Below are 16853 nucleotides of genomic sequence, written 5' to 3'. Positions count from 1 at the left end.
CTGCGCTCAGGATGACAGGATTGGGGCGTAGCGTTCGAAGCCTCTAAGCCGCGTCGTGGAAGATCAGGCCGAGCGTGAAGCGTTCGCCGGTGCGCAGGCTCGAGACGCCGTGGCGCAGGGCGGTCCGGTGCCAGCCGCGCACGCCCTTCGCCGGCCGCTCGTTCACGGCGAAGATCGCGGCATCGCCCTGTTCCAGTGGCACGACCTCGCCGCGTGACTGCATGCGGGCCCGCTGCTCGACCAGCATGAACTCGCCGCCGGTGAAGTCGCGGCCCGGGGCGCTCAGCAGCACCACGGCCTGCAGCGGGAAGACCATCTCGCCATAGAGATCGCGGTGCAGGCAGTTGTAGTCGCCCGGCCCGTAGCGCAGCAGCAGCGGCGTCGGCTTTGTCTGGCCGGCCGCGTGGCATTCACCCAGCCAGTCCTTCAGGGCGGGCGGGAAACGCCGGGCCCGTCCCAGCCGTTGGTTCCACGCGTTGGCCACTTTGGCCAGCTCAGGGTACAGCGCCTGACGCAGCCGCTCGACGGGCGGGGGCAGGTCGTAGGCGAAATACTGATACTCGCCCTGCCCGTAGCCGTGGCGCTGCATGACGATATGTTTGCGAAATCGTGACGGCTCGGGCCACAGCGCGGCCAGCGCGCGACATTCCTCGGGGCCGATCAGGTTGCGCACCACGGTGAAGCCGCGATCGGCCAGGGTTTCGCTGTCGAGGAGGTGGGAAGCTGCCATGCGGACATCCTGACGCGGCAGGTCCGGTTCTTCTATCCGCGAGCCGCCTAATATATTATGCGCCTGCGCGAATTGCTCGGCCCTCTCCCGACCCGGAGAGGGCTTTCGTTCAACTGGGGATGCTGTGAAATGGCCGAGCCTGTGCAACCGGACAAGGAGCAGAAGCGGCTCATCCGCATGGCGGAGACCATCTCCAAGGCGCTGCCCTACATGCGCCGGCACAACGACGCCACCTTCGTCGTGAAGTATGGCGGCCATGCCATGACCGACCCCAAGCTCGGCGACCTGGTCGCCCGCGACATCGTGCTGATGAAGCAGGTCGGCATGAACCCGATCGTGGTCCATGGCGGCGGCCCGCAGATCAACAAGATGCTGGAGCGGGTCGGCATCAAGAGCACGTTCGTGAACGGGCTGCGCGTCACCGACGCCGCGACCATGGAGATCGTCGAGATGGTCCTGGCCGGCTCGATCAACAAGGCGATCGTGGCCGACATCAACGAGTGCGGCGGCATCGCCGTCGGCATCTGCGGCAAGGACGGCAACCTGATCCTGGCCAAGAAGGTCACGCAGATCCGCGATCCCAAGACCGGCGAGCTCCTCAAGGTGGATCTCAAGCAGGTCGGCGAGCCCGCCAAGATCAACGTCATGGTGCTGGAGCAGCTGCGCCGCGCCGACGTGATCCCGGTGGTCGCCCCGATCGGGTTCGGCGTCGACGACGAGCTGACCTACAACATCAATGCCGACACCTCGGCCGGCGCGATTGCCGGCGCGATGAAGGCCAAGCGCCTGCTGTTCCTCACCGACGTGCCCGGCGTCCTCGACAAGGACGGCAAGGTGATCCCCGACATGACGATCGAGCAGGCGCGCGCCCTGATCGCCGACGGCACGATCTCCGGCGGCATGATCCCCAAGGTCGAGAACTGCATCGATGCCGTGAACTCGGGCGTCGAAGCCGCCGTCATCATGGACGGTCGCGTACCCCACTGCCTTCTGCTCGAGGTCTTCACCGAGGCGGGCGTCGGCACGATGGTCCGGCGCACCTGACCTGCCCCGGCCTTGAAAAGCCCCATTCTCACGCATATTTAGGCCCGATGGCTCTCCTGCCGATCCTGACCGCGCCCGATCCGCGCCTGAAGAAGAAGTCCCTGCCCGTCGACACGGTCGACGCCGGCGTGCGCCAGCTCATGGATGACATGCTGGAGACGATGTACGACGCGCCCGGCATCGGTCTCGCGGCGCCGCAGGTCGGCGTGCTGAAGCGGGTCATCGTGCTCGACATCGACCGCGAGGACACCAAGACCGGCCCGCTCTTCATGGCCAATCCCGAGATCGTCGCGGCCTCGGACGAGGACGTCTCCTACGAGGAAGGCTGCCTGTCGGTGCCGGACCATTATTCCGACGTGGTCCGTCCGGCCACGGTGACGGTCCGCTACCTCGACCGCGACGGCAAGCAGCAGGATCTTGCCTGCGACGGCCTGCTGGCGACCTGCGTGCAGCACGAGATCGACCATCTCGACGGCGTGCTGTTCATCGACCACATCTCGGCGCTGAAGCGGAACATGATCCTGCGCAAGCTGCTGAAGGCACGCAAGGAACAGGAACGCGACGCCGCCGAAGGCCGGCCGCCCAAGGCCCACCCGAAGGAAGACCCCGAGCACGTGATCTAGGCCGCTCGGCTGGCAGCCTTCGGGCCGAACATCTCCCGCATCTTCCGCAGGTAGTGCTCCTCCGACGTCGACCAGCGCAGCTGGGCGAGGAGCTTCGAATCGGCGCCGGCGGGATAGCGGATCCTGCCGCCATCTTCCGTCGCCGCGGCGAAAGTCGCTTCGGCCACCTCCGCCTCGGTGCAGTAGCGCGTCGGATAGTGGGCCATGTTCGCGAAGCAGGACTGCGTGAAGGCGCCGTATTCTTCCGGGAACAGGCCCTGCATGCGCGCGCTGCCGTTGGCGGTGAGGCTGGTCGTCGGGGCATAGCCGGGCTCCACCAGGCGCGCCTTGATGCCGAAGGCACCCAGTTCATACGACAGCGATTCGGTGAAGCCCTCGACGGCGCATTTGCTGGCGGCATAGACCGCGACCAGCGGCATGACCCCGAGAACGACGCTCGACGTGACGTTGACGATGGTGCCGTGACCCTGCTGGCGCATCTGCGGGATGATGGCCCGGCAGGTCGCGAAGACGCCGAACGTATTGGTCTCGAAGATCTCGCGTACCATGCTGTCGGGCGTCGCCTCGACGATCGAGGCGAGACCGATCCCGGCATTGTTCACCAGGACGTCGATGGCGCCGAAGGCGGCGACGCCGTCGGCGATCGCTCCGGCGATACTGCCGGCCTTCGTGACGTCGAGCGGAAGCACTTTCAGCCGGTCCGAGGAGGCCGCGAAAACGGTCGGCTCGGGCCGCCGCATGGTGGCGACGACGTTCCATCCACGCTCCAGGAAAAACGCGGCCATCGCCTTGCCGTAGCCGGACGAGGTGCCGGTGATCAGAACTGTCTGGGCCATGTGATGCTCCGTTGGCTGGCTGGTTCGTTTCCAGAATAGCCATCCGGACGGGATCATATATAATCCGGACGCCGCATTTGATTATGGATCGTCCAGAATGGATCCCTTCAGCGATGTCATCGGCTTGCTGCGTCCGCACGCGGCCCTGTCGAAGCCGATCACCGGGCGCGGTCGCTGGGGCGTGCGCTATGCGGCTTACGGGCAGCCGGGATTCGCGCTCCTGCTCGATGGGCAGTGCTGGCTTGCCCTCGACAGTGACGAACCGGTCCTGCTGGAGCGTGGCGACTTCATCCTGCTGCCCGCGACACCCGCCTTCGCCCTGTTCAGCCATCCCGGCATCGCGTGCGCGCTCGTCGAACCATCGGATAGGCCAGTCCGGCACGGCGATCCCGAGGGCGAGCCCGATCTTCAGATGCTGGGCGGCGCTTTCCGGATCGATCCGGTCAATGCCGCGCTGCTGACCGGCCTGCTGCCGCGCATGATCCATGTCCGGGCGTCGGACAGCGACACGACGCGTCTCGGCCGCCTCGTCCATCTGCTGCGCGAGGAATCCGACAGCGACTGGCCGGGTCGCGAGACGATCCTGCAGCGGCTGCTCGAGATCATGCTGGTCGAGTGTCTGCGACAGCCCGGCATCGGCCAAGGCGCCCTGCCGGCCGGTCTGCTGGCGGGGCTGTGCGACCCCTCCCTGGTCGGCGCCTTGCGGGCGCTTCACGAAGACGTTCGTGCCGGCTGGACGGTGGCCGGCCTCGCGCGGCTGGCCGGCATGTCGCGCTCGGCCTTTGCCGCCCGCTTCTCCCAAACGCTCGGCTGCGCGCCGATGGAATATCTCTCGCGATGGCGAATGGCACTCGCCCAGGACGCGCTCAGCCGCGGCGGCAAGCCGCTCGACCGTCTCGCCAAAGAGATCGGCTACGAGTCGGCGAGCGCCTTCAGCACCGCCTTTCGCCGCCGGATCGGTATCTCTCCCGGTGCTTTCGCGCGGGCGCGGGCAAATGCGGCTCAGTCGATCAGCTTGCCGTCCGCGTCGAAGAACGGATACGGGCCGTCATAGTCGCCGATGACGGCGGCATGGGTCACGAGCTGGCCGTCGTTCCACCAGTGCAGCATGAAGCCTGGCGGCTCCATGCGGAAGCGGCTGGGCGCGTCGGGATGGATGTCGAGCGCGACCTGATGCGCCGGGCTGGGGCAGGTCAGTGCTGCCCGGCCGCCGACCTGGGCGTGGATCGTGCGATGGAGATGGCCGCACAGGATCAGCTCGACCTGGGCGTGACGCGCCACGATTTCGGCAAAGGCCTCGCGCCCCAGCAGGCCGATCTTGTCCATGTGGCCGATGCCGGTGACGAAGGGCGGGTGGTGCATCATCACCAGGGTCGGGACATCGGGCCGCTCGGCCAGCGTGTGGTCGAGCCAGTCGAGCCGCTCGCGGCAGAGTTCACCGCCGCCCTGGCCCGGGATCAGCGTGTCGAGCCCGACGAGGCGTAGCGGATAGTCGTCGATCGCGAACTGGAGGAACTTCCCCGCCGTCGGCAGGTAGCCGCCGTCGCGGAATGCGTCGCGCATCGCCTCGCGCTCGTCGTGATTTCCGGGGATGGCGATGATGCGCTGCTGGATCGGCGCCAGGATCGACTTCAGGTGATCGTATTCCTCGGGTCGCCCGAGATCGACCAGGTCGCCGGTCAGCAGGACGATGTCGGGCTGCGGGCTCAACGCCAGCAGCTCCTGCACGCAGCGTTGCAGCATTGAAGCCGTGTCGACCTTGCGATAGGCGAGCTTGCCCGGCAGCTTGATATGGGTGTCGGTGATCTGGGCGATCAGCATGGCAGTCTCCTCACAACACCAATAGGCCACGGGGGTCGATGGCGAGCCCGACGGCGTCGCCGTGGCTGAAGTCGCGCCGCGCCGTGCTCTCGATGACCAGCGGCTGGGCCTCGCCCACCTCCACGAACAGGCGCGTGCGATCGCCCAGGAAGAAGGCGGCCGCGACCGTCCCCTTGAGCCCGGTGGCCTCGCCGCTCTCGACGACGCGGATATCCTCGGGCCGGAACAGGATCTCGGTGGCGCTCGCTGGCGCCTCTGGCCAGGCGAGGCCGCCTGCCTTGCAGGTGAAGGTGCCGTTGCTGACGCGGCCGGTCAGGCGATTCATCGTGCCGATGAATTCGGCGACGAAGCGTGTCGCGGGACGCTGGTAGATGTCGCGCGGCTTGCCGATCTGGGCGACCCGGCCATGCTCCATGACGACGATACGGTCGCCCAAGGCCATCGCCTCGGCCTGGTCGTGGGTGACGTAGATCGCGGTGATGCCGAGCGAGCGCAGCAGCGAATCGATCTCCAGGCGCAGCGTGTCGCGCAGCTTGGCGTCCAGCGCCGTCAGCGGCTCGTCGAGCAGCAGCGCACGCGGCCGGACGGCGATGGCGCGGGCCAGTGCCACGCGCTGGCGCTGGCCGCCCGAGAGCTGGTCGATGCGGCGGTCCGCGAGCCGCGTGATCTGCATCATCGCCAGCATCTCCGAGACGCGCGCCTTGATCTGGGCGTCGGGCACCTTCCGGATCTTCAGGCCGTAGCCGATGTTGCCGGCCACGGTCATGTTGGGAAACAGCGCATAGGACTGGAACACCATGCCGACATTGCGCTGCTCGATCGGCAGGTGCGTGACGTCGACCCCGTCGAACAGCACCTTGCCGCCGGCGTCGGGCTCTTCGAGGCCGGCGATGATGCGGAGCGTCGTGGTCTTGCCGCAGCCCGAGGGGCCGAGGAACACGACGGTCTCGCCGGCATGGATGGCGAGGTCGAGCGGCTCCAGCGCGCGGGTGCCGTCGGTGAAGGTCTTCGCGCAGTTGGTCAGGGCAATGGAGACGGGTTTGTTTCCGGGATCGGTCATTCGGCGTCCTCTGCCACGAACCTCGCCGGGCGCGGCTTGGCGAAAGCCTGCAGCGCCAGCAGGAGCGGCATGATCATCAGGAAGAACACGAGGGTATAGGCGCTGCCGACTTCCAGCCGCAGCGAGGCGTAGGCATCGGCGAGGCCCACCGGGAGCGTCTTGGTGAAGGGCGTGTGCAGCAGCCAGGTCATGTTGAATTCGCCCATCGACAGGGTCACGACCATCAGCGATCCGGCGAGGATGCCCTGCCGGCAGTTCGGCAGCACGATGTCGCGGAAGCGCGGCCAGAAGCCGGCGCCGAGCGACGCCGCGCCTTCTTCGAGTGTCTTGAGATCGATCGCGCTCAGCACCGCCAGCACGCTGCGCACCATGAAGGGCAGGGTGAAGAGCACGTGGCCCACCAGGATGAAGGCCCACGAGGTGCGAAAGCCCGATAGGCTGCCGTAGGTGACGATCAGCGCCAGCGCCGTGGCGAGCCCCGGCACCGCCACCGGCAGCACCAGCATCTCCTCCAGGGCGCGGGTCAGCGCGTTCTGCCGCTTGGCCAGCACATAGGCCGCCGGAACGCCGATCACCAGGGTGACGGCGAGACAAGCGAGAGCCAGGCCGATCGAGAGGAAGATCGTGTCGCGATAGCCGTTCCACACTTCCATCACCCAGCGCAGGGTGAGGCCGCTCTCGATGCCGACGAAGTAGTTGACGGTGAGGCCGGCCATGATCGAGAGGACCACCGGCACGACCAGGAAGGCGCAGACCAGCAGGGTGAAGGCGAGCTGGAGATAGAAGAGGCCGCGGCGCTTCATGTCAGCCTGCCGCCGCAACGCTGGAACCGGCGGCCGTGCGCGCCACCGCCAGCACCAGCCAGGTGACGATGCCCAGCACGAAGCTCAGCGCCGCCGCCATGGCGATGTTCGCCGACAAAGTGAACTCGGTATAGATCACCATCGGCAGCACGTTGATCTTGGCGGCGAGCGTGAAGGCGGTGCCGAACGCGCCGACCGCCGTCGCAAAGCAGATCGCGCCGGCCGAGATGAAGGCGGGCTTCAGGCCGGGGATGATGACGTCGAGCAGCACGCGCCACGGCGAGGCGCCGAGCGACCGCGCCGCCTCCTCGAGCTTCGGGTCGAGCTTCTCGGCGGCGGCCATCACGGTGAGGATGGTGCGCGGGATGGAGAAGTAGACGTAGCCCATGAACAGCCCGGCGATCGTATAGGCGAAGACCAGCTTCTCCCCGGTCAGCGCCTGCGTCACCTGGCCGATCAGTCCCTGGCGGCCGGCCAGCATGATCACCATGAAGCCGATGACCACGCCGGGGAAGGCGAGCGGAAAGGTCAGCATCGACACGAGCAGCGCGTTGCCGGGAAACTTGTGCCGCTGCAGGAACACGCCCGAGATGCCGCTGATCACCAGCGTCGCCGCCGTCGTCGCGGCCGCCACGGCCAAGGTCGAGAGCAGGCTGTCGAGATAGAGCGAGTCGGTGAGGATGGCGGCATAGGCCGCCCAGCCGGTCTTGCCGCTGCCGCCGATGAAGAACAGCCGCGCCATCGGCAGCAGGAAGAAGGCCGCGAAGACGATGCCGGCCGGCAGCAGCAGAAGGATCAGTCGGCGGGTTTCGTGCCGCATGGTTGGCGGTTTCCTCTTGGCACACCCCTCATCCTGAGGAGGCCCGAAGGGCCGTCTCGAAGGATGGGCAACAGGCGAGGTGCTCGTGCCCACCCTTCGAGACGCGCTCCTCTGGAGCGCTCCTCAGGGTGAGGTCGTAATCGAGTGCAGCGGGGCGATGTTCTTGTCGTCGCCCCGCTATACTCGTCTGATCAGTTCACTTCCTTGCGGTAGCGCTCGACGATCTGCGGCTGCGCCTTGGCGAGGCTCTTCAGGTCGACCGGCTTGGCGCGGGCATATTCCGCGTCGGGCAGGAACTTGGCCTTGGCCTCGGCCGACAGCCGGTCGGCGAAGACCGGGCGCAGATAGGCATTGCCCCACATCGCCTGGCTCTCGTCGGACAGGACGAAGTCGAGCACCTTCTTGCCGTTGTCGGGGTTCGGGCCCTTGTTCACCAGCGCCATCACGTAGGGGAACACCAGCGTGCCCTCCTTCGGAATCACGAACTGCACCGGCGCCTTGTCGGTGTACTGGCCGCGATAGGCGTTGAAGTCGTAGTCGAGCAGGATCGGAATCTCGCCCGAGATCACGCGGGCGTAGGACGTCTGCTTCGGCACGATCGGCTGGTTCTTGGCCAGTTCCTTGAAGAACTTGATGGCCGGATCGAGATTGTCGTAGGTGCCGCCGAGCGCCAGGTTGATCGCCATGACGCCGAGCTGGCCGACGGCCGCCGAGGTCGGGTCGAGATAGCCGACCATGCCCTTGTATTCGGGCTTCAAGAGGTCGGCCCAGCTCTGCGGAACCGGCTTGTTGCCCAGCGCCGCCTTGTTCACGAACAGGCCGAGCGTGCCGGAGTGGATCGTGAACCAGTTGCCGTCCGGATCCTTGAGGTCGGCCGGGATCTTGTCCCAGTTCGCAGGCTTGTAGGGCGTCAGCACGCCGGCATCCTTGGCCGGGTCGGCCGCGATGCCGCCGAGATAGGTGACGTCGGCCACCGGGTTGCCCTTCTCCGCGATCAGCGCGGCGATGGCCTGGCCGGAGTTCTTGTTGTCCGGCGGCACCTGGATGCCGAGCTTGGCCTGGATGGCCTTGAGCTGCGAGCCCCAGTCGGCCCATTCCGGCGGGCAATTGTAGCAGACGGCGCGCTGCTGGGCGGCGGCACCGGAGATGTTTGCCACGGCGGCGATGCCGAGCGCGGCCGCGATCGCGAGATGCTTCAACATGAGATCAACCCCTCCTTGTTTGACGTGTCGTATCGATGGTCGCGCCGTCGTCCGGCCAGGACACGAGCCGGACGCCGGCATCGCTCAATTGACGCGCGATGGGCGCCGGCACCGGACGATCGGTGAACACGGCCGTTGCTTCCGTGATGTGGCCGCCGCGCACCGTGCCGCCGCGGCCGAACTTGGAATGGTCGAGGACCAGGAAGCGCTGGCGGCAATGGGCGGCGAGCGCGTTGCGCATCGTCACCTCGTCGGTGCTGAAGTCGAGCAGCGTGCCGTCCTCGGCCACGCCGCCGACGCCGTAGATGCCGATGTCGGCGGCGAAGCGGCCGAAGAAACCGTGCGCCTCGCCCGCCACCACGTCGCGGTCGAGGCTGCGCAGCCGGCCGCCGGCGACGGTGATCTCGCAGGAGGCGCTGCGGCAGAGCGCCAGCGCGACGTTGAGATTGTTGGTCATGACCCGCAGGCCCGCATGGTCGAGCAGCGCCGTCGCGCACTGCTCGGGCGTCGTGCCGATGCCGAAGAACAGCGAGGCGCCGTCCGGCACCTCGCGCGCCACGAGCTGGGCGATGCGGCGCTTGGCGTCGATGTTCAGGACTTGGCGGGCGGGATAGGCGAGGTTCTCGCCCTCGGGCGGCAGCTCGACGCCGCCATGGCGCCTCCGCAGCAGGCCGCGGTCGCAGAGCAGGTTCACGTCCCGCCGGATCGTCTGCGGCGTGACGCCGAATTGAAGGGCAAGCGCCTCGATCGCCTGGAACCCGTCCCCCCGGACGCGTTCGACGATGGCGCGGGCGCGTTCTTCCGCCTGCATTCCCGGTTCCTGAGCCCGCTTCCTGTCCCGTTCGATCTGCATGGTTCGAATGAACACTGCAGACCGTTGTTTTCGTTCATATGACTTTCATATGAACATTCCGAGACGTCAAGCGAGTGGCCGGCCGGGGGACGCTTGCCCGAATAAACGAAACAACCGAAATAAACGAAATAACTGAACGGGATGTCGCACCCCCCGAATCCTGTCACGGTTGACCGTCGACGGGACGCTTCAGGTCGACACGCACCCCCTCATCCTGAGGAGCGGCCCCCTCGAATACCTCGGGGTAAACTCCGGGCCGCGTCTCGAAGGATGGGCAACAGGCGCGGTGCTCGTGCCCATGCTTCGAGACGCGCGCCTGCGGCGCGCTCCTCAGCATGAGGTCGGTGGTGGTGACTCCATCGGACTCAGAAAGACGCCAGAGCCGTCAAATGGAGGAAAAGATCCCTCCATTCCGCGGCGCTCCGTGCGGCGCGGCGCGAAACGAGTGTCGCGCCTTACTGCGCCGCGATCTTCGACGCCGCCGGCGCGAAGTCGCGTTCCATCTCGCGGCGCAGCTTCACCGCGGTGAGCGATTCGTCCATCACCACGTCGGCGTAGGTCAGCGACTGGCCGGCCTTGATCGGCTTGAGCAGCTTCACGTTGTGGGCGAGGCCGAGCGGCAGGCTGCCGAGGCCGGTCGACTTCTCCGACGGGAACAGCTTGCCGTAAACCGTGTAGCCGCCCTCGCCGTCCAGCATCTCGCCCGGCTTGAGGTCTCGCTTGGCGGTGGCGATGACGTCGGCGTGGAAGCCGATCGGCGTGCCGGTCGGCTCCTTGCGCAGGCCGATCGAGGCGACCGACATGCCGACCTCGAGGCCGATCAGGTGCCAGCGCTTGTACATGACGGAGTACCGGCCGCTCGGGTCGGTCTGCAGCATGTACTCCTCGAAGCAGTTCTTCTGGTACTCGGTGGCGGCCTCGAACACGACCCACACGCCCTTGCGGATCTCGTAGGGGATGGCGCGCCCGTCCTTCTCCAGCGACGAGGCGACTTCGACCTGGCCCTTGTGATGGAGCTGGCCGCCCTCGGAGATGGGGCGCATCACGAAGGGCAGGTCCTCCACGGAACACGGCGGGAAGGCGAGCCCGTCCGGCGCCGGCGTGAGGCCGGTGGCGTTGGCGACGGCGGTGCTCTCGATGGCGGGCTTCGAGCCGTCGAGGAAGGAGTTGAACATCTTGGGGTTCAGGCCGCCGCGCTTGGCCTGCTCCTCGTTGAGGCCCCAGTACTTCCACACGGTCTCGGGCGTCGACTGCGCGAAGTGCGGCAGCCACTTGTGACCGCGGCCGGCGGCCGTCACCTCGAAGCCGGAGGTGCGGGCCCAGTCGACCAGTTCGCAGATCAGCGCCGGCTGGTCGCCATAGGCCAGGGAGTAGATCACGCCGGCGGCAGCGGCGCGCTTGGCGAGCAGCGGGCCGCAGAAGGCGTCGGCCTCCACGGTCACCATCACCACGCTCTTGCCGTGCCTGAAGGCTTCGAGCGCATGCTCGACGGCGGCGATCGGATCGCCGGTCGATTCGACGATGATGTCGATCTCGGGATGGCTGACCAGTGCACGCCAGTCGTCGGTGAGATGGGTGCTGCCGTGCTTGCGCGCATCGGCGAAGGAGGTCGCCGAGGTCACGTCGGGCTTCCAGCCCAGCCGCGCCAGGTTCTCGCGCGCGCGGTCGGGCGAGAGGTCGGCGATGCCCAGCAGATGGATGCCCGGCGTCGTCGGGATCTGCGACAGGTACATCGAGCCGAACTTGCCGGCGCCGATGACGCCGATGCGCAGCGGATTGGCTTCGGCGGCGCGCGCCAGAAGCATGCGATGGAGACTCATGGGTTCCTCCGGAGTTTCTTGATTGTTATTCCGCCGCGACCTTGCGGTTGACGGCGCGGATCACCGCATCGTCTTCCCAGGGATCGACCGGCGTGAAGTCGCGGTGCGCGATGTAGTCCGGCCGCTTGAACTGGCGGATCGCGTTGCTGACCGAATTGTAGGTCACATAGATGATCTGGCGATCCCACGGCGACATGTTGGGGCCGCTGCCATGGACCAGCGTGCCGTGGAAGAAGATCGCCGAGCCCGGGCCGCCCTTGGGCGCGACGATGCCGCCCTGGTCGACCAGCTTGGCGATGGTGTCGTTGTCGATCACCCAGAGCGGATAGGAGGTCGTGGTGAGGTCGTGGCTGGCCTCGATCGCGCCCTTCTTGTGGCTCCTGGGAATGAACCAGAGCGGGCCGTTGAACTCGTTCACCTCGTCGATGAACACCGCGAGGTTCATGGCGCGCGGCTCGGGCATGGCGTCGTCGGCTTTCCAGGTGCCGTAGTCCTGGTGCCACTGCCAGACGTCGCCGTCGAACGCGGCCTTTCCGTTGATCTTGAACTGATGGATGTAGGTCTTGTCCTTCAGGAGCTGCTCGGCCGGCTCGACGAAGCGCGGATGATGGACCAGCGCCTCGAACACCGGATGATAGGTGTGGACCGCGAAGGCAGTGCGCACGACGTCGCCGCTCTTTTCGCGCACGTTCTCGGGCCGGCGCTGGGCGAAGACCTCGGGCACCGAGTTCTTCAGGATCTGGGTCTCTTCCGGCGAGAAGTAGTCGGGGAAGAAGAGATAGCCCTCTTCGTCGAATTGCTTCAGCTGCTCAGAGGTGAGCTTCATGGCGGTTCCTCCTTTGCCTTGTCGTCTTGCTTGTCGTGAACGCCGTCTTCAGGCGGCGCGGGAAATCACAGCCTTCAATCGTCCCGTCAGAATGCCGGCCATCTGTTCGGCATGGCCGCGGCAGAGCGCTTCGGCCTCGGCCGCCTGGCCCGCTTCGAGCGCGCGCAGGATGGCTTCGTGCTCGTCCCACACACTGATCCGCAGATCCTCTTCGCTCAAGGCCGCGGCCATCACCCGGCGCAGATGCTGCCAGTGCGGCTGGGCGGTCTCGCCGATCACGGGATTGCCCGAGGCCTCGTAGACGAAGAGATGGAAATCGATGTCGGCCTCGATGACCGACGGCACGTAGCCGCTCGCCACGGCGCGCCGGCCGACGTCGAGCAGGGCGCGGCCGCGCTGCATCAGGTGGGGCGTGTAGTTCGACGCGGCGAGCCGGGCGGCGGCGCCGTCGAGGGCGGCGCGGACGACGTAGAGATTGCGCGCCTGCTGGACGTCGAGCGGGGCGACGCACACGCCCTTGCGGCCGGCGTCGATCAGGAAGCCCTCGCGGCGCAGCAGCATCATGGCCTGCAGGACCGGCTGGCGCGACACGCCGAACTGCTGGGCGATCTCCTCCTGGGTGATCCGGGCACCGGATTTCAGCTCACCGGAGCAGATCGCTTCGAGGACCGAATCGTGAATTCGCTCGGAAAGATCGGGCTCAGGCTGGAAGGGGCGCATGTCTGTATACAGAACACAGAGGCGGCCCGAGTCAACCGCCTAGCGGGCTTTGAGGCCTTTGGAGCTGAGAATCTGCGCCCCGCGATCGGGATAGTCGGTGATCAGCCCGTCGACGCCCAGGTCGATCAGCCGTTCCATCTCGGCTGGGACATTCACGGTCCAGGGCACGACCTTGAGGCCGAGCGCGTGGGCCTCCTTCACGGTCTCCGCCGTGACGTTGCGCCAGAACGGCGACCAGGTGGCGCAGCCGGCCGCCTGGGCGAGCCGCGGCACCGAGCCGCCATGGGCTGCCAAATCGAGCCCGCCCAGCCAGGGAGAGGGCCGGCCGCTGCCGCGCTGCACCGTATCGAAGTTGTTGCTCTCGATGCTGAGGCAGCCGGTGGCGATCTCGGGCGCCAGCTTGCGGGCCTCGATCAGGCCGCGCCAGTCGAACGACTGCAGCGTGCTGCGGGCCTCGGCTTTGGCCTTGCGGATGCCGTCGACGGCAAGCGCGGCGAAGGCTGCGGGGTCCGGAGTCAGGTCGGGCTTGGCCGGATCGGTCTTGATCTCGATGTTGAAGCGCACTTCGGGAGCGGCCTGCGCGAAGAATTCGGCCAGCGTTGGGAAGCGCTGGCCGTCCGCCGGCCTCTGCTCCGGGAACTGCTGGGCATATTTGCTGGCCGGGTTCACGCGGCCGATGTCGTAGTGCTTCAGTTCCTCCAGGGTCAGCGTGCGGATGGCGGGGCCTGCCGCCGTGAGCCACTGGCCGTCCGGCCCGCGCGTCAGGGCAGGGTTGAGGACCGGATCGTGGCTGATGACGACGGCTCCGTCGCGCGTCACCGCGAGGTCCGTCTCGAGGGTCGTGACGCCCAGATCCTGCGCCACCTTGAAGCCAGCCAGCGTGTTCTCGGGCGCCAACCCGCGCGCCCCGCGATGCCCCTGCAGGTCGAACGCCGCCGCGAGCCCGGTGTTAAGCGCCCAGATTGCGCAGGCGAGCGATGCGATCCTCGATATCGGGATGCGTGGCGAGGAGTGCCGGCGTTTTGGACGTGAACTGGTGGATGGGATTGACGATGAAGAGGTGTTGCGTGGCACGGCTCACTCCGGGAAAGGGCGCGGCCTTCTCTGCGAGCTTGCCCAGCGCGGAGATGAGGCCATTGGGATTTCGCGTGAACTGCACGGAGGTGGCATCGGCGAGATACTCGCGCTGCCGCGAGACCGCCATCTGCACCGCCTTGGCCGCGAGCGGCGCCAGGATCGCGACCACCAGCAGCACGATGATCAGAAGGCCGCCGCCCGAGCTGCCCTTGCGGTCGTCGCTGCGCATCCGGCCCAGGTTCATCGTGCGCAGCGCCATGTCGCAGACCAAAGCGATGAGGCCGACCGTGACGCCGACCACGACCATATAGCGCGTGTCGAGGTTGCGCAGATGCGCCATCTCGTGCGCCACCACACCCTGCAGCTCGTCGCGGGTCAGCGAATTCAGCAGCCCGCGTGTGACCGCGATCGTGCCGTTGCCGACCTTGTTGCCGGTGGCGAAGGCGTTCAGCGCGTCGGTCTCAAGCACCATCACCCGGGGCATCGGCACGCCCGCGGCGATCGAGATCTCCTCGACCACGTTGTAGAGCTGCGGCGCGTCCTGCTGTTCGATCACCTTGGCGCCGGCCATGGACAGCACCATCTTGTCGCCCACCGCCAGCGAGATCGCGCTCCAGCCGATGCTGACGGCCGCCATCAGGCCGGCGGCCGCGATGCCCATCTGACTGACGGCCGGCAGGGAACCGGAGGATTCGCCCTCCAGCAGCGCACCGACCAGATAGCCGATGCCGCCCGCAATGACGGTGAGCACCGCCAGCAGCACCATCGTGTTGCGGCGGTTCTGGCTCTGTGCGGCGACGAAGTCGGTGGTGGCGCTCATGCGCCGTGCCCTCTCAGCGCAGCGCGACCTTCGGCACTTCGCGTTCGGACTCCGGCATGTTGAACAGGTCCATCGGGCCGAAGCCCAGCGACGCCGCGGCCAGCACCGCCGGGAAGCTCTGGCGGCGGGTGTTATAGGTGTTCACCGAGTCGTTGTAGAACTGGCGCGCGAAGGCGATCTTGTTCTCGGTGGTCGTGAGTTCCTCCTGGAGCTGCATGACATTGTCGTTGGCCTTGAGCTGCGGGTAGTTCTCCATCAGGGCGAACAGGCCATGCGTCGCCTGGCTGAGCGCCGCTTCCGCTGGACCCGATTGTGCGGCGTTGCCGCTCGCCGCCACCGCGTTGTTGCGCGCCTGGATCACCTTGGTGAGCGTCTCCTGCTCGTACGCCATCGCGTCCTTCACCACCTGCACTAGATTGGGAATGAGATCGTGCCGGCGCTTGAGCTGCACGTCGATCTGGCTCCACGCGGTCTGGGCCTGGTTGCGGCCGCCGACGAGGCCGTTGTAGACGGCGATCAGCCACAGGCCGATGGCGACGACGATGCCGAGGAAGATCCATGAGCTCATTCGACAGTCTCCAGTCAGGCGTACCGCCACAATACACGAAGACGGCGTAGGCCAGACCCCGCATTATGGATTTACATGGATAAGAAGCACCTTCGCGACCTGAGCAGGCTGGTGTCGCATGCCCTGCGACATGAGCCGGCCGCCTATGGGCTGAAGCTGGACGTCGACGGCTGGGTGGCCCTCGACGCGTTCATTGCGGCGGTTCGGGCCTCGGACGCGCGATGGCGCGATGTGACGACGGCCGACCTGGAGGCGATCGGAAGCGCTTTCGAGAAGAAGCGTCACGAGATCTCGGCCGGGCGCATTCGTGCGGCCTACGGGCATTCCGTCGACGCGGCCATCGACCGGCCGGCGATCGAACCGCCGCCCCGTCTCTATCACGGAACCTCACCCGAGGCGGCGGAAGCCATCTTGAGCGAGGGACTGCGCCCGATGGAGCGGACCCATGTTCATCTTTCCATCGACCTGACAGGCGCTCGCGAGGTCGGGTTGCGCAAGAGTTCGACGCCTGTCCTGCTGGGCGTCCGGGCGCGGGACGCCCATGCGCAAGGTCATCGTTTCTATCGGGTCGATGGCCGCGTGTGGCTGGCAGATGCCGTCCCTCCGGCATTCCTCGACAGGATGGGCTAGTGTCTGCCCAACGAATTCAATCGGAGGAATGCATGAGCACACAGGAGCTGCTGAAGGCCTTCTGCTCGGCCGTGGAGCGCCGCGACGGCAAGGGGTTCGCCAGCCTGTTCACCGAGGACGCCGTCTATCACGACGTGTTCTACGGCGACTTCGTGGGCCGCGAGCGCATCGCCGAGATGATCGACGACTGGTTCCATCGCACCGCGCACGAGTTCCGCTGGGACATGCACCGGCCGGTCAGCGACGGCAAGCTGCTCTACGCCTATTACACGTTCAGCTACGTCTCGAAGCTGCCCGGCGCCGAGGGCAAGCGCGTCGGCTTCGAAGGATGCTCGATGATGCAGCTGCGCGATGGCCTGATCCTCGACTATCGCGAGGTGGCCAATGTCGGGCCGGCCTTCGTCGAACTGGGCTTCGCGCCCGAGCGCACGTCCAAGATTCTCGCCAAGGAAGGCGCACACCTCAGGGCCCAGCCGGAGTGGAAGCGTCACGTATGAATTGAGCCTCCCCATTCAAATGGCTATCGCATTCACACATCTTAGTTGCGCGGTGTGAGGCGATTGGATTCTCTGTCCGAGGCACAGCGGATGGAGAGTTCGA

The 16853-nt window shown here is 66.8% G+C and carries 19 protein-coding genes; 5 read left to right on the top strand and 14 right to left on the bottom strand.

Annotation, left to right across the window (positions count from 1 at the left end):
- Nucleotides 1-43 precede the first annotated feature (43 nt).
- Nucleotides 44-730, bottom strand: coding sequence for a 2OG-Fe(II) oxygenase (locus tag ACO07K_RS24460; RefSeq protein ID WP_422032511.1), 687 nt, complete (start codon nt 728-730; stop codon nt 44-46).
- 129 nt (nt 731-859) lie between these two features.
- Between ACO07K_RS24460 and argB the strand changes: the two genes are divergently transcribed.
- The gene (argB, locus tag ACO07K_RS24455; protein ID WP_422032509.1) at nt 860-1774 is read left to right on the top strand and encodes an acetylglutamate kinase; all 915 of its coding nucleotides are present in this window, start codon (nt 860-862) and stop codon (nt 1772-1774) included.
- A gap of 47 nt (nt 1775-1821) precedes the next feature.
- Nucleotides 1822-2397, top strand: a complete 576-nt coding sequence (gene def / locus ACO07K_RS24450) for a peptide deformylase (protein WP_422009117.1) — start codon at nt 1822-1824, stop codon at nt 2395-2397.
- On the opposite strand, the gene ACO07K_RS24445 is transcribed toward def, so the two are convergent.
- Nucleotides 2394-3233 carry an SDR family oxidoreductase gene (locus ACO07K_RS24445; RefSeq protein ID WP_422032507.1) on the bottom strand — a complete coding sequence of 280 codons (840 nt, stop codon included), beginning with the start codon at nt 3231-3233 and terminating at the stop codon, nt 2394-2396. The genes def and ACO07K_RS24445 overlap by 4 nt on opposite strands.
- A 97-nt stretch (nt 3234-3330) precedes the next feature.
- On the opposite strand from ACO07K_RS24445, the gene ACO07K_RS24440 reads away from it, so the two are divergent.
- A complete protein-coding gene (locus tag ACO07K_RS24440) occupies nt 3331-4287 on the top strand; it encodes an AraC family transcriptional regulator (RefSeq protein WP_422032505.1) in 957 nt (318 codons plus the stop codon).
- Here the strand turns inward: ACO07K_RS24440 and ACO07K_RS24435 are convergent.
- From ACO07K_RS24435 to ACO07K_RS24380, 12 genes are all read right to left on the bottom strand, one after another.
- Entirely contained in the window at nt 4236-5054 is an 819-nt protein-coding gene (locus ACO07K_RS24435) for a phosphodiesterase (protein ID WP_422032503.1), read from the bottom strand. The two genes, ACO07K_RS24440 and ACO07K_RS24435, sit on opposite strands and share 52 nt — an antisense overlap.
- Nucleotides 5055-5064: 10 nt before the next feature.
- A complete protein-coding gene (locus tag ACO07K_RS24430) occupies nt 5065-6114 on the bottom strand; it encodes an ABC transporter ATP-binding protein (protein ID WP_422032501.1) in 1050 nt (349 codons plus the stop codon).
- Nucleotides 6111-6917: an ABC transporter permease gene (locus ACO07K_RS24425; protein ID WP_422032499.1), complete on the bottom strand. Its 807-nt coding sequence runs from the start codon at nt 6915-6917 to the stop codon at nt 6111-6113. Before ACO07K_RS24425 ends, ACO07K_RS24430 begins: the two co-directional genes overlap by 4 nt.
- A gap of 1 nt (nt 6918) precedes the next feature.
- Entirely contained in the window at nt 6919-7737 is an 819-nt protein-coding gene (locus ACO07K_RS24420; protein WP_422032497.1) for an ABC transporter permease, read from the bottom strand.
- Between the two features lie 191 nt (nt 7738-7928).
- Complete coding sequence (locus ACO07K_RS24415) at nt 7929-8939, bottom strand: extracellular solute-binding protein (protein WP_422032495.1); 1011 nt, start codon at nt 8937-8939, stop codon at nt 7929-7931.
- Between the two features lie 4 nt (nt 8940-8943).
- Nucleotides 8944-9750, bottom strand: coding sequence for a DeoR/GlpR family DNA-binding transcription regulator (locus ACO07K_RS24410; protein WP_422032493.1), 807 nt, complete (start codon nt 9748-9750; stop codon nt 8944-8946).
- Nucleotides 9751-10247: 497 nt separating this feature from the next.
- The gene (locus ACO07K_RS24405) at nt 10248-11612 is read right to left on the bottom strand and encodes an NAD(P)H-dependent oxidoreductase (protein ID WP_422009104.1); all 1365 of its coding nucleotides are present in this window, start codon (nt 11610-11612) and stop codon (nt 10248-10250) included.
- Between the two features lie 25 nt (nt 11613-11637).
- Nucleotides 11638-12438, bottom strand: a complete 801-nt coding sequence (locus ACO07K_RS24400) for a phytanoyl-CoA dioxygenase family protein (protein WP_422032491.1) — start codon at nt 12436-12438, stop codon at nt 11638-11640.
- A gap of 48 nt (nt 12439-12486) precedes the next feature.
- A complete protein-coding gene (locus ACO07K_RS24395; RefSeq protein WP_422032489.1) occupies nt 12487-13158 on the bottom strand; it encodes a GntR family transcriptional regulator in 672 nt (223 codons plus the stop codon).
- Nucleotides 13159-13197: 39 nt separating this feature from the next.
- Nucleotides 13198-14121 (bottom strand): glycerophosphodiester phosphodiesterase, encoded by a 924-nt coding sequence (locus ACO07K_RS24390; protein WP_422036699.1) that lies wholly within the window; start codon nt 14119-14121, stop codon nt 13198-13200.
- Complete coding sequence (locus ACO07K_RS24385; RefSeq protein WP_422032488.1) at nt 14108-15055, bottom strand: M48 family metallopeptidase; 948 nt, start codon at nt 15053-15055, stop codon at nt 14108-14110. Before ACO07K_RS24385 ends, ACO07K_RS24390 begins: the two co-directional genes overlap by 14 nt.
- Nucleotides 15056-15068: 13 nt before the next feature.
- Complete coding sequence (locus ACO07K_RS24380; protein ID WP_422032486.1) at nt 15069-15623, bottom strand: LemA family protein; 555 nt, start codon at nt 15621-15623, stop codon at nt 15069-15071.
- Nucleotides 15624-15698: 75 nt separating this feature from the next.
- On the opposite strand from ACO07K_RS24380, the gene ACO07K_RS24375 reads away from it, so the two are divergent.
- Nucleotides 15699-16253: an RNA 2'-phosphotransferase gene (locus ACO07K_RS24375; RefSeq protein ID WP_422032483.1), complete on the top strand. Its 555-nt coding sequence runs from the start codon at nt 15699-15701 to the stop codon at nt 16251-16253.
- Nucleotides 16254-16285: 32 nt separating this feature from the next.
- Entirely contained in the window at nt 16286-16750 is a 465-nt protein-coding gene (locus ACO07K_RS24370; RefSeq protein ID WP_422032481.1) for a nuclear transport factor 2 family protein, read from the top strand.
- Nucleotides 16751-16853 lie beyond the last annotated feature (103 nt).

This window comes from Reyranella sp., assembly GCF_965228225.1.
In the GTDB taxonomy this organism is placed as follows: domain Bacteria; phylum Pseudomonadota; class Alphaproteobacteria; order Reyranellales; family Reyranellaceae; genus Reyranella.
This window is presented reverse-complemented; position numbering and strand designations above follow the sequence as displayed.

Excerpts from the sequence above, each read along its gene's own strand:
- ACO07K_RS24460 (WP_422032511.1), bottom strand. The coding sequence starts at position 730 with ATGGCAGCTTCCCACCTCCTCGACAGCGAAACCCTGGCCGATCGCGGC.
- argB (WP_422032509.1), top strand. The coding sequence starts at position 860 with ATGGCCGAGCCTGTGCAACCGGACAAGGAGCAGAAGCGGCTCATCCGC.
- def (WP_422009117.1), top strand. The coding sequence starts at position 1,822 with ATGGCTCTCCTGCCGATCCTGACCGCGCCCGATCCGCGCCTGAAGAAG.
- ACO07K_RS24445 (WP_422032507.1), bottom strand. The coding sequence starts at position 3,233 with ATGGCCCAGACAGTTCTGATCACCGGCACCTCGTCCGGCTACGGCAAG.
- ACO07K_RS24440 (WP_422032505.1), top strand. The coding sequence starts at position 3,331 with ATGGATCCCTTCAGCGATGTCATCGGCTTGCTGCGTCCGCACGCGGCC.
- ACO07K_RS24435 (WP_422032503.1), bottom strand. The coding sequence starts at position 5,054 with ATGCTGATCGCCCAGATCACCGACACCCATATCAAGCTGCCGGGCAAG.
- ACO07K_RS24430 (WP_422032501.1), bottom strand. The coding sequence starts at position 6,114 with ATGACCGATCCCGGAAACAAACCCGTCTCCATTGCCCTGACCAACTGC.
- ACO07K_RS24425 (WP_422032499.1), bottom strand. The coding sequence starts at position 6,917 with ATGAAGCGCCGCGGCCTCTTCTATCTCCAGCTCGCCTTCACCCTGCTG.
- ACO07K_RS24420 (WP_422032497.1), bottom strand. The coding sequence starts at position 7,737 with ATGCGGCACGAAACCCGCCGACTGATCCTTCTGCTGCTGCCGGCCGGC.
- ACO07K_RS24415 (WP_422032495.1), bottom strand. The coding sequence starts at position 8,939 with ATGTTGAAGCATCTCGCGATCGCGGCCGCGCTCGGCATCGCCGCCGTG.
- ACO07K_RS24410 (WP_422032493.1), bottom strand. The coding sequence starts at position 9,750 with ATGCAGGCGGAAGAACGCGCCCGCGCCATCGTCGAACGCGTCCGGGGG.
- ACO07K_RS24405 (WP_422009104.1), bottom strand. The coding sequence starts at position 11,612 with ATGAGTCTCCATCGCATGCTTCTGGCGCGCGCCGCCGAAGCCAATCCG.
- ACO07K_RS24400 (WP_422032491.1), bottom strand. The coding sequence starts at position 12,438 with ATGAAGCTCACCTCTGAGCAGCTGAAGCAATTCGACGAAGAGGGCTAT.
- ACO07K_RS24395 (WP_422032489.1), bottom strand. The coding sequence starts at position 13,158 with ATGCGCCCCTTCCAGCCTGAGCCCGATCTTTCCGAGCGAATTCACGAT.
- ACO07K_RS24385 (WP_422032488.1), bottom strand. The coding sequence starts at position 15,055 with ATGAGCGCCACCACCGACTTCGTCGCCGCACAGAGCCAGAACCGCCGC.
- ACO07K_RS24380 (WP_422032486.1), bottom strand. The coding sequence starts at position 15,623 with ATGAGCTCATGGATCTTCCTCGGCATCGTCGTCGCCATCGGCCTGTGG.
- ACO07K_RS24375 (WP_422032483.1), top strand. The coding sequence starts at position 15,699 with ATGGATAAGAAGCACCTTCGCGACCTGAGCAGGCTGGTGTCGCATGCC.
- ACO07K_RS24370 (WP_422032481.1), top strand. The coding sequence starts at position 16,286 with ATGAGCACACAGGAGCTGCTGAAGGCCTTCTGCTCGGCCGTGGAGCGC.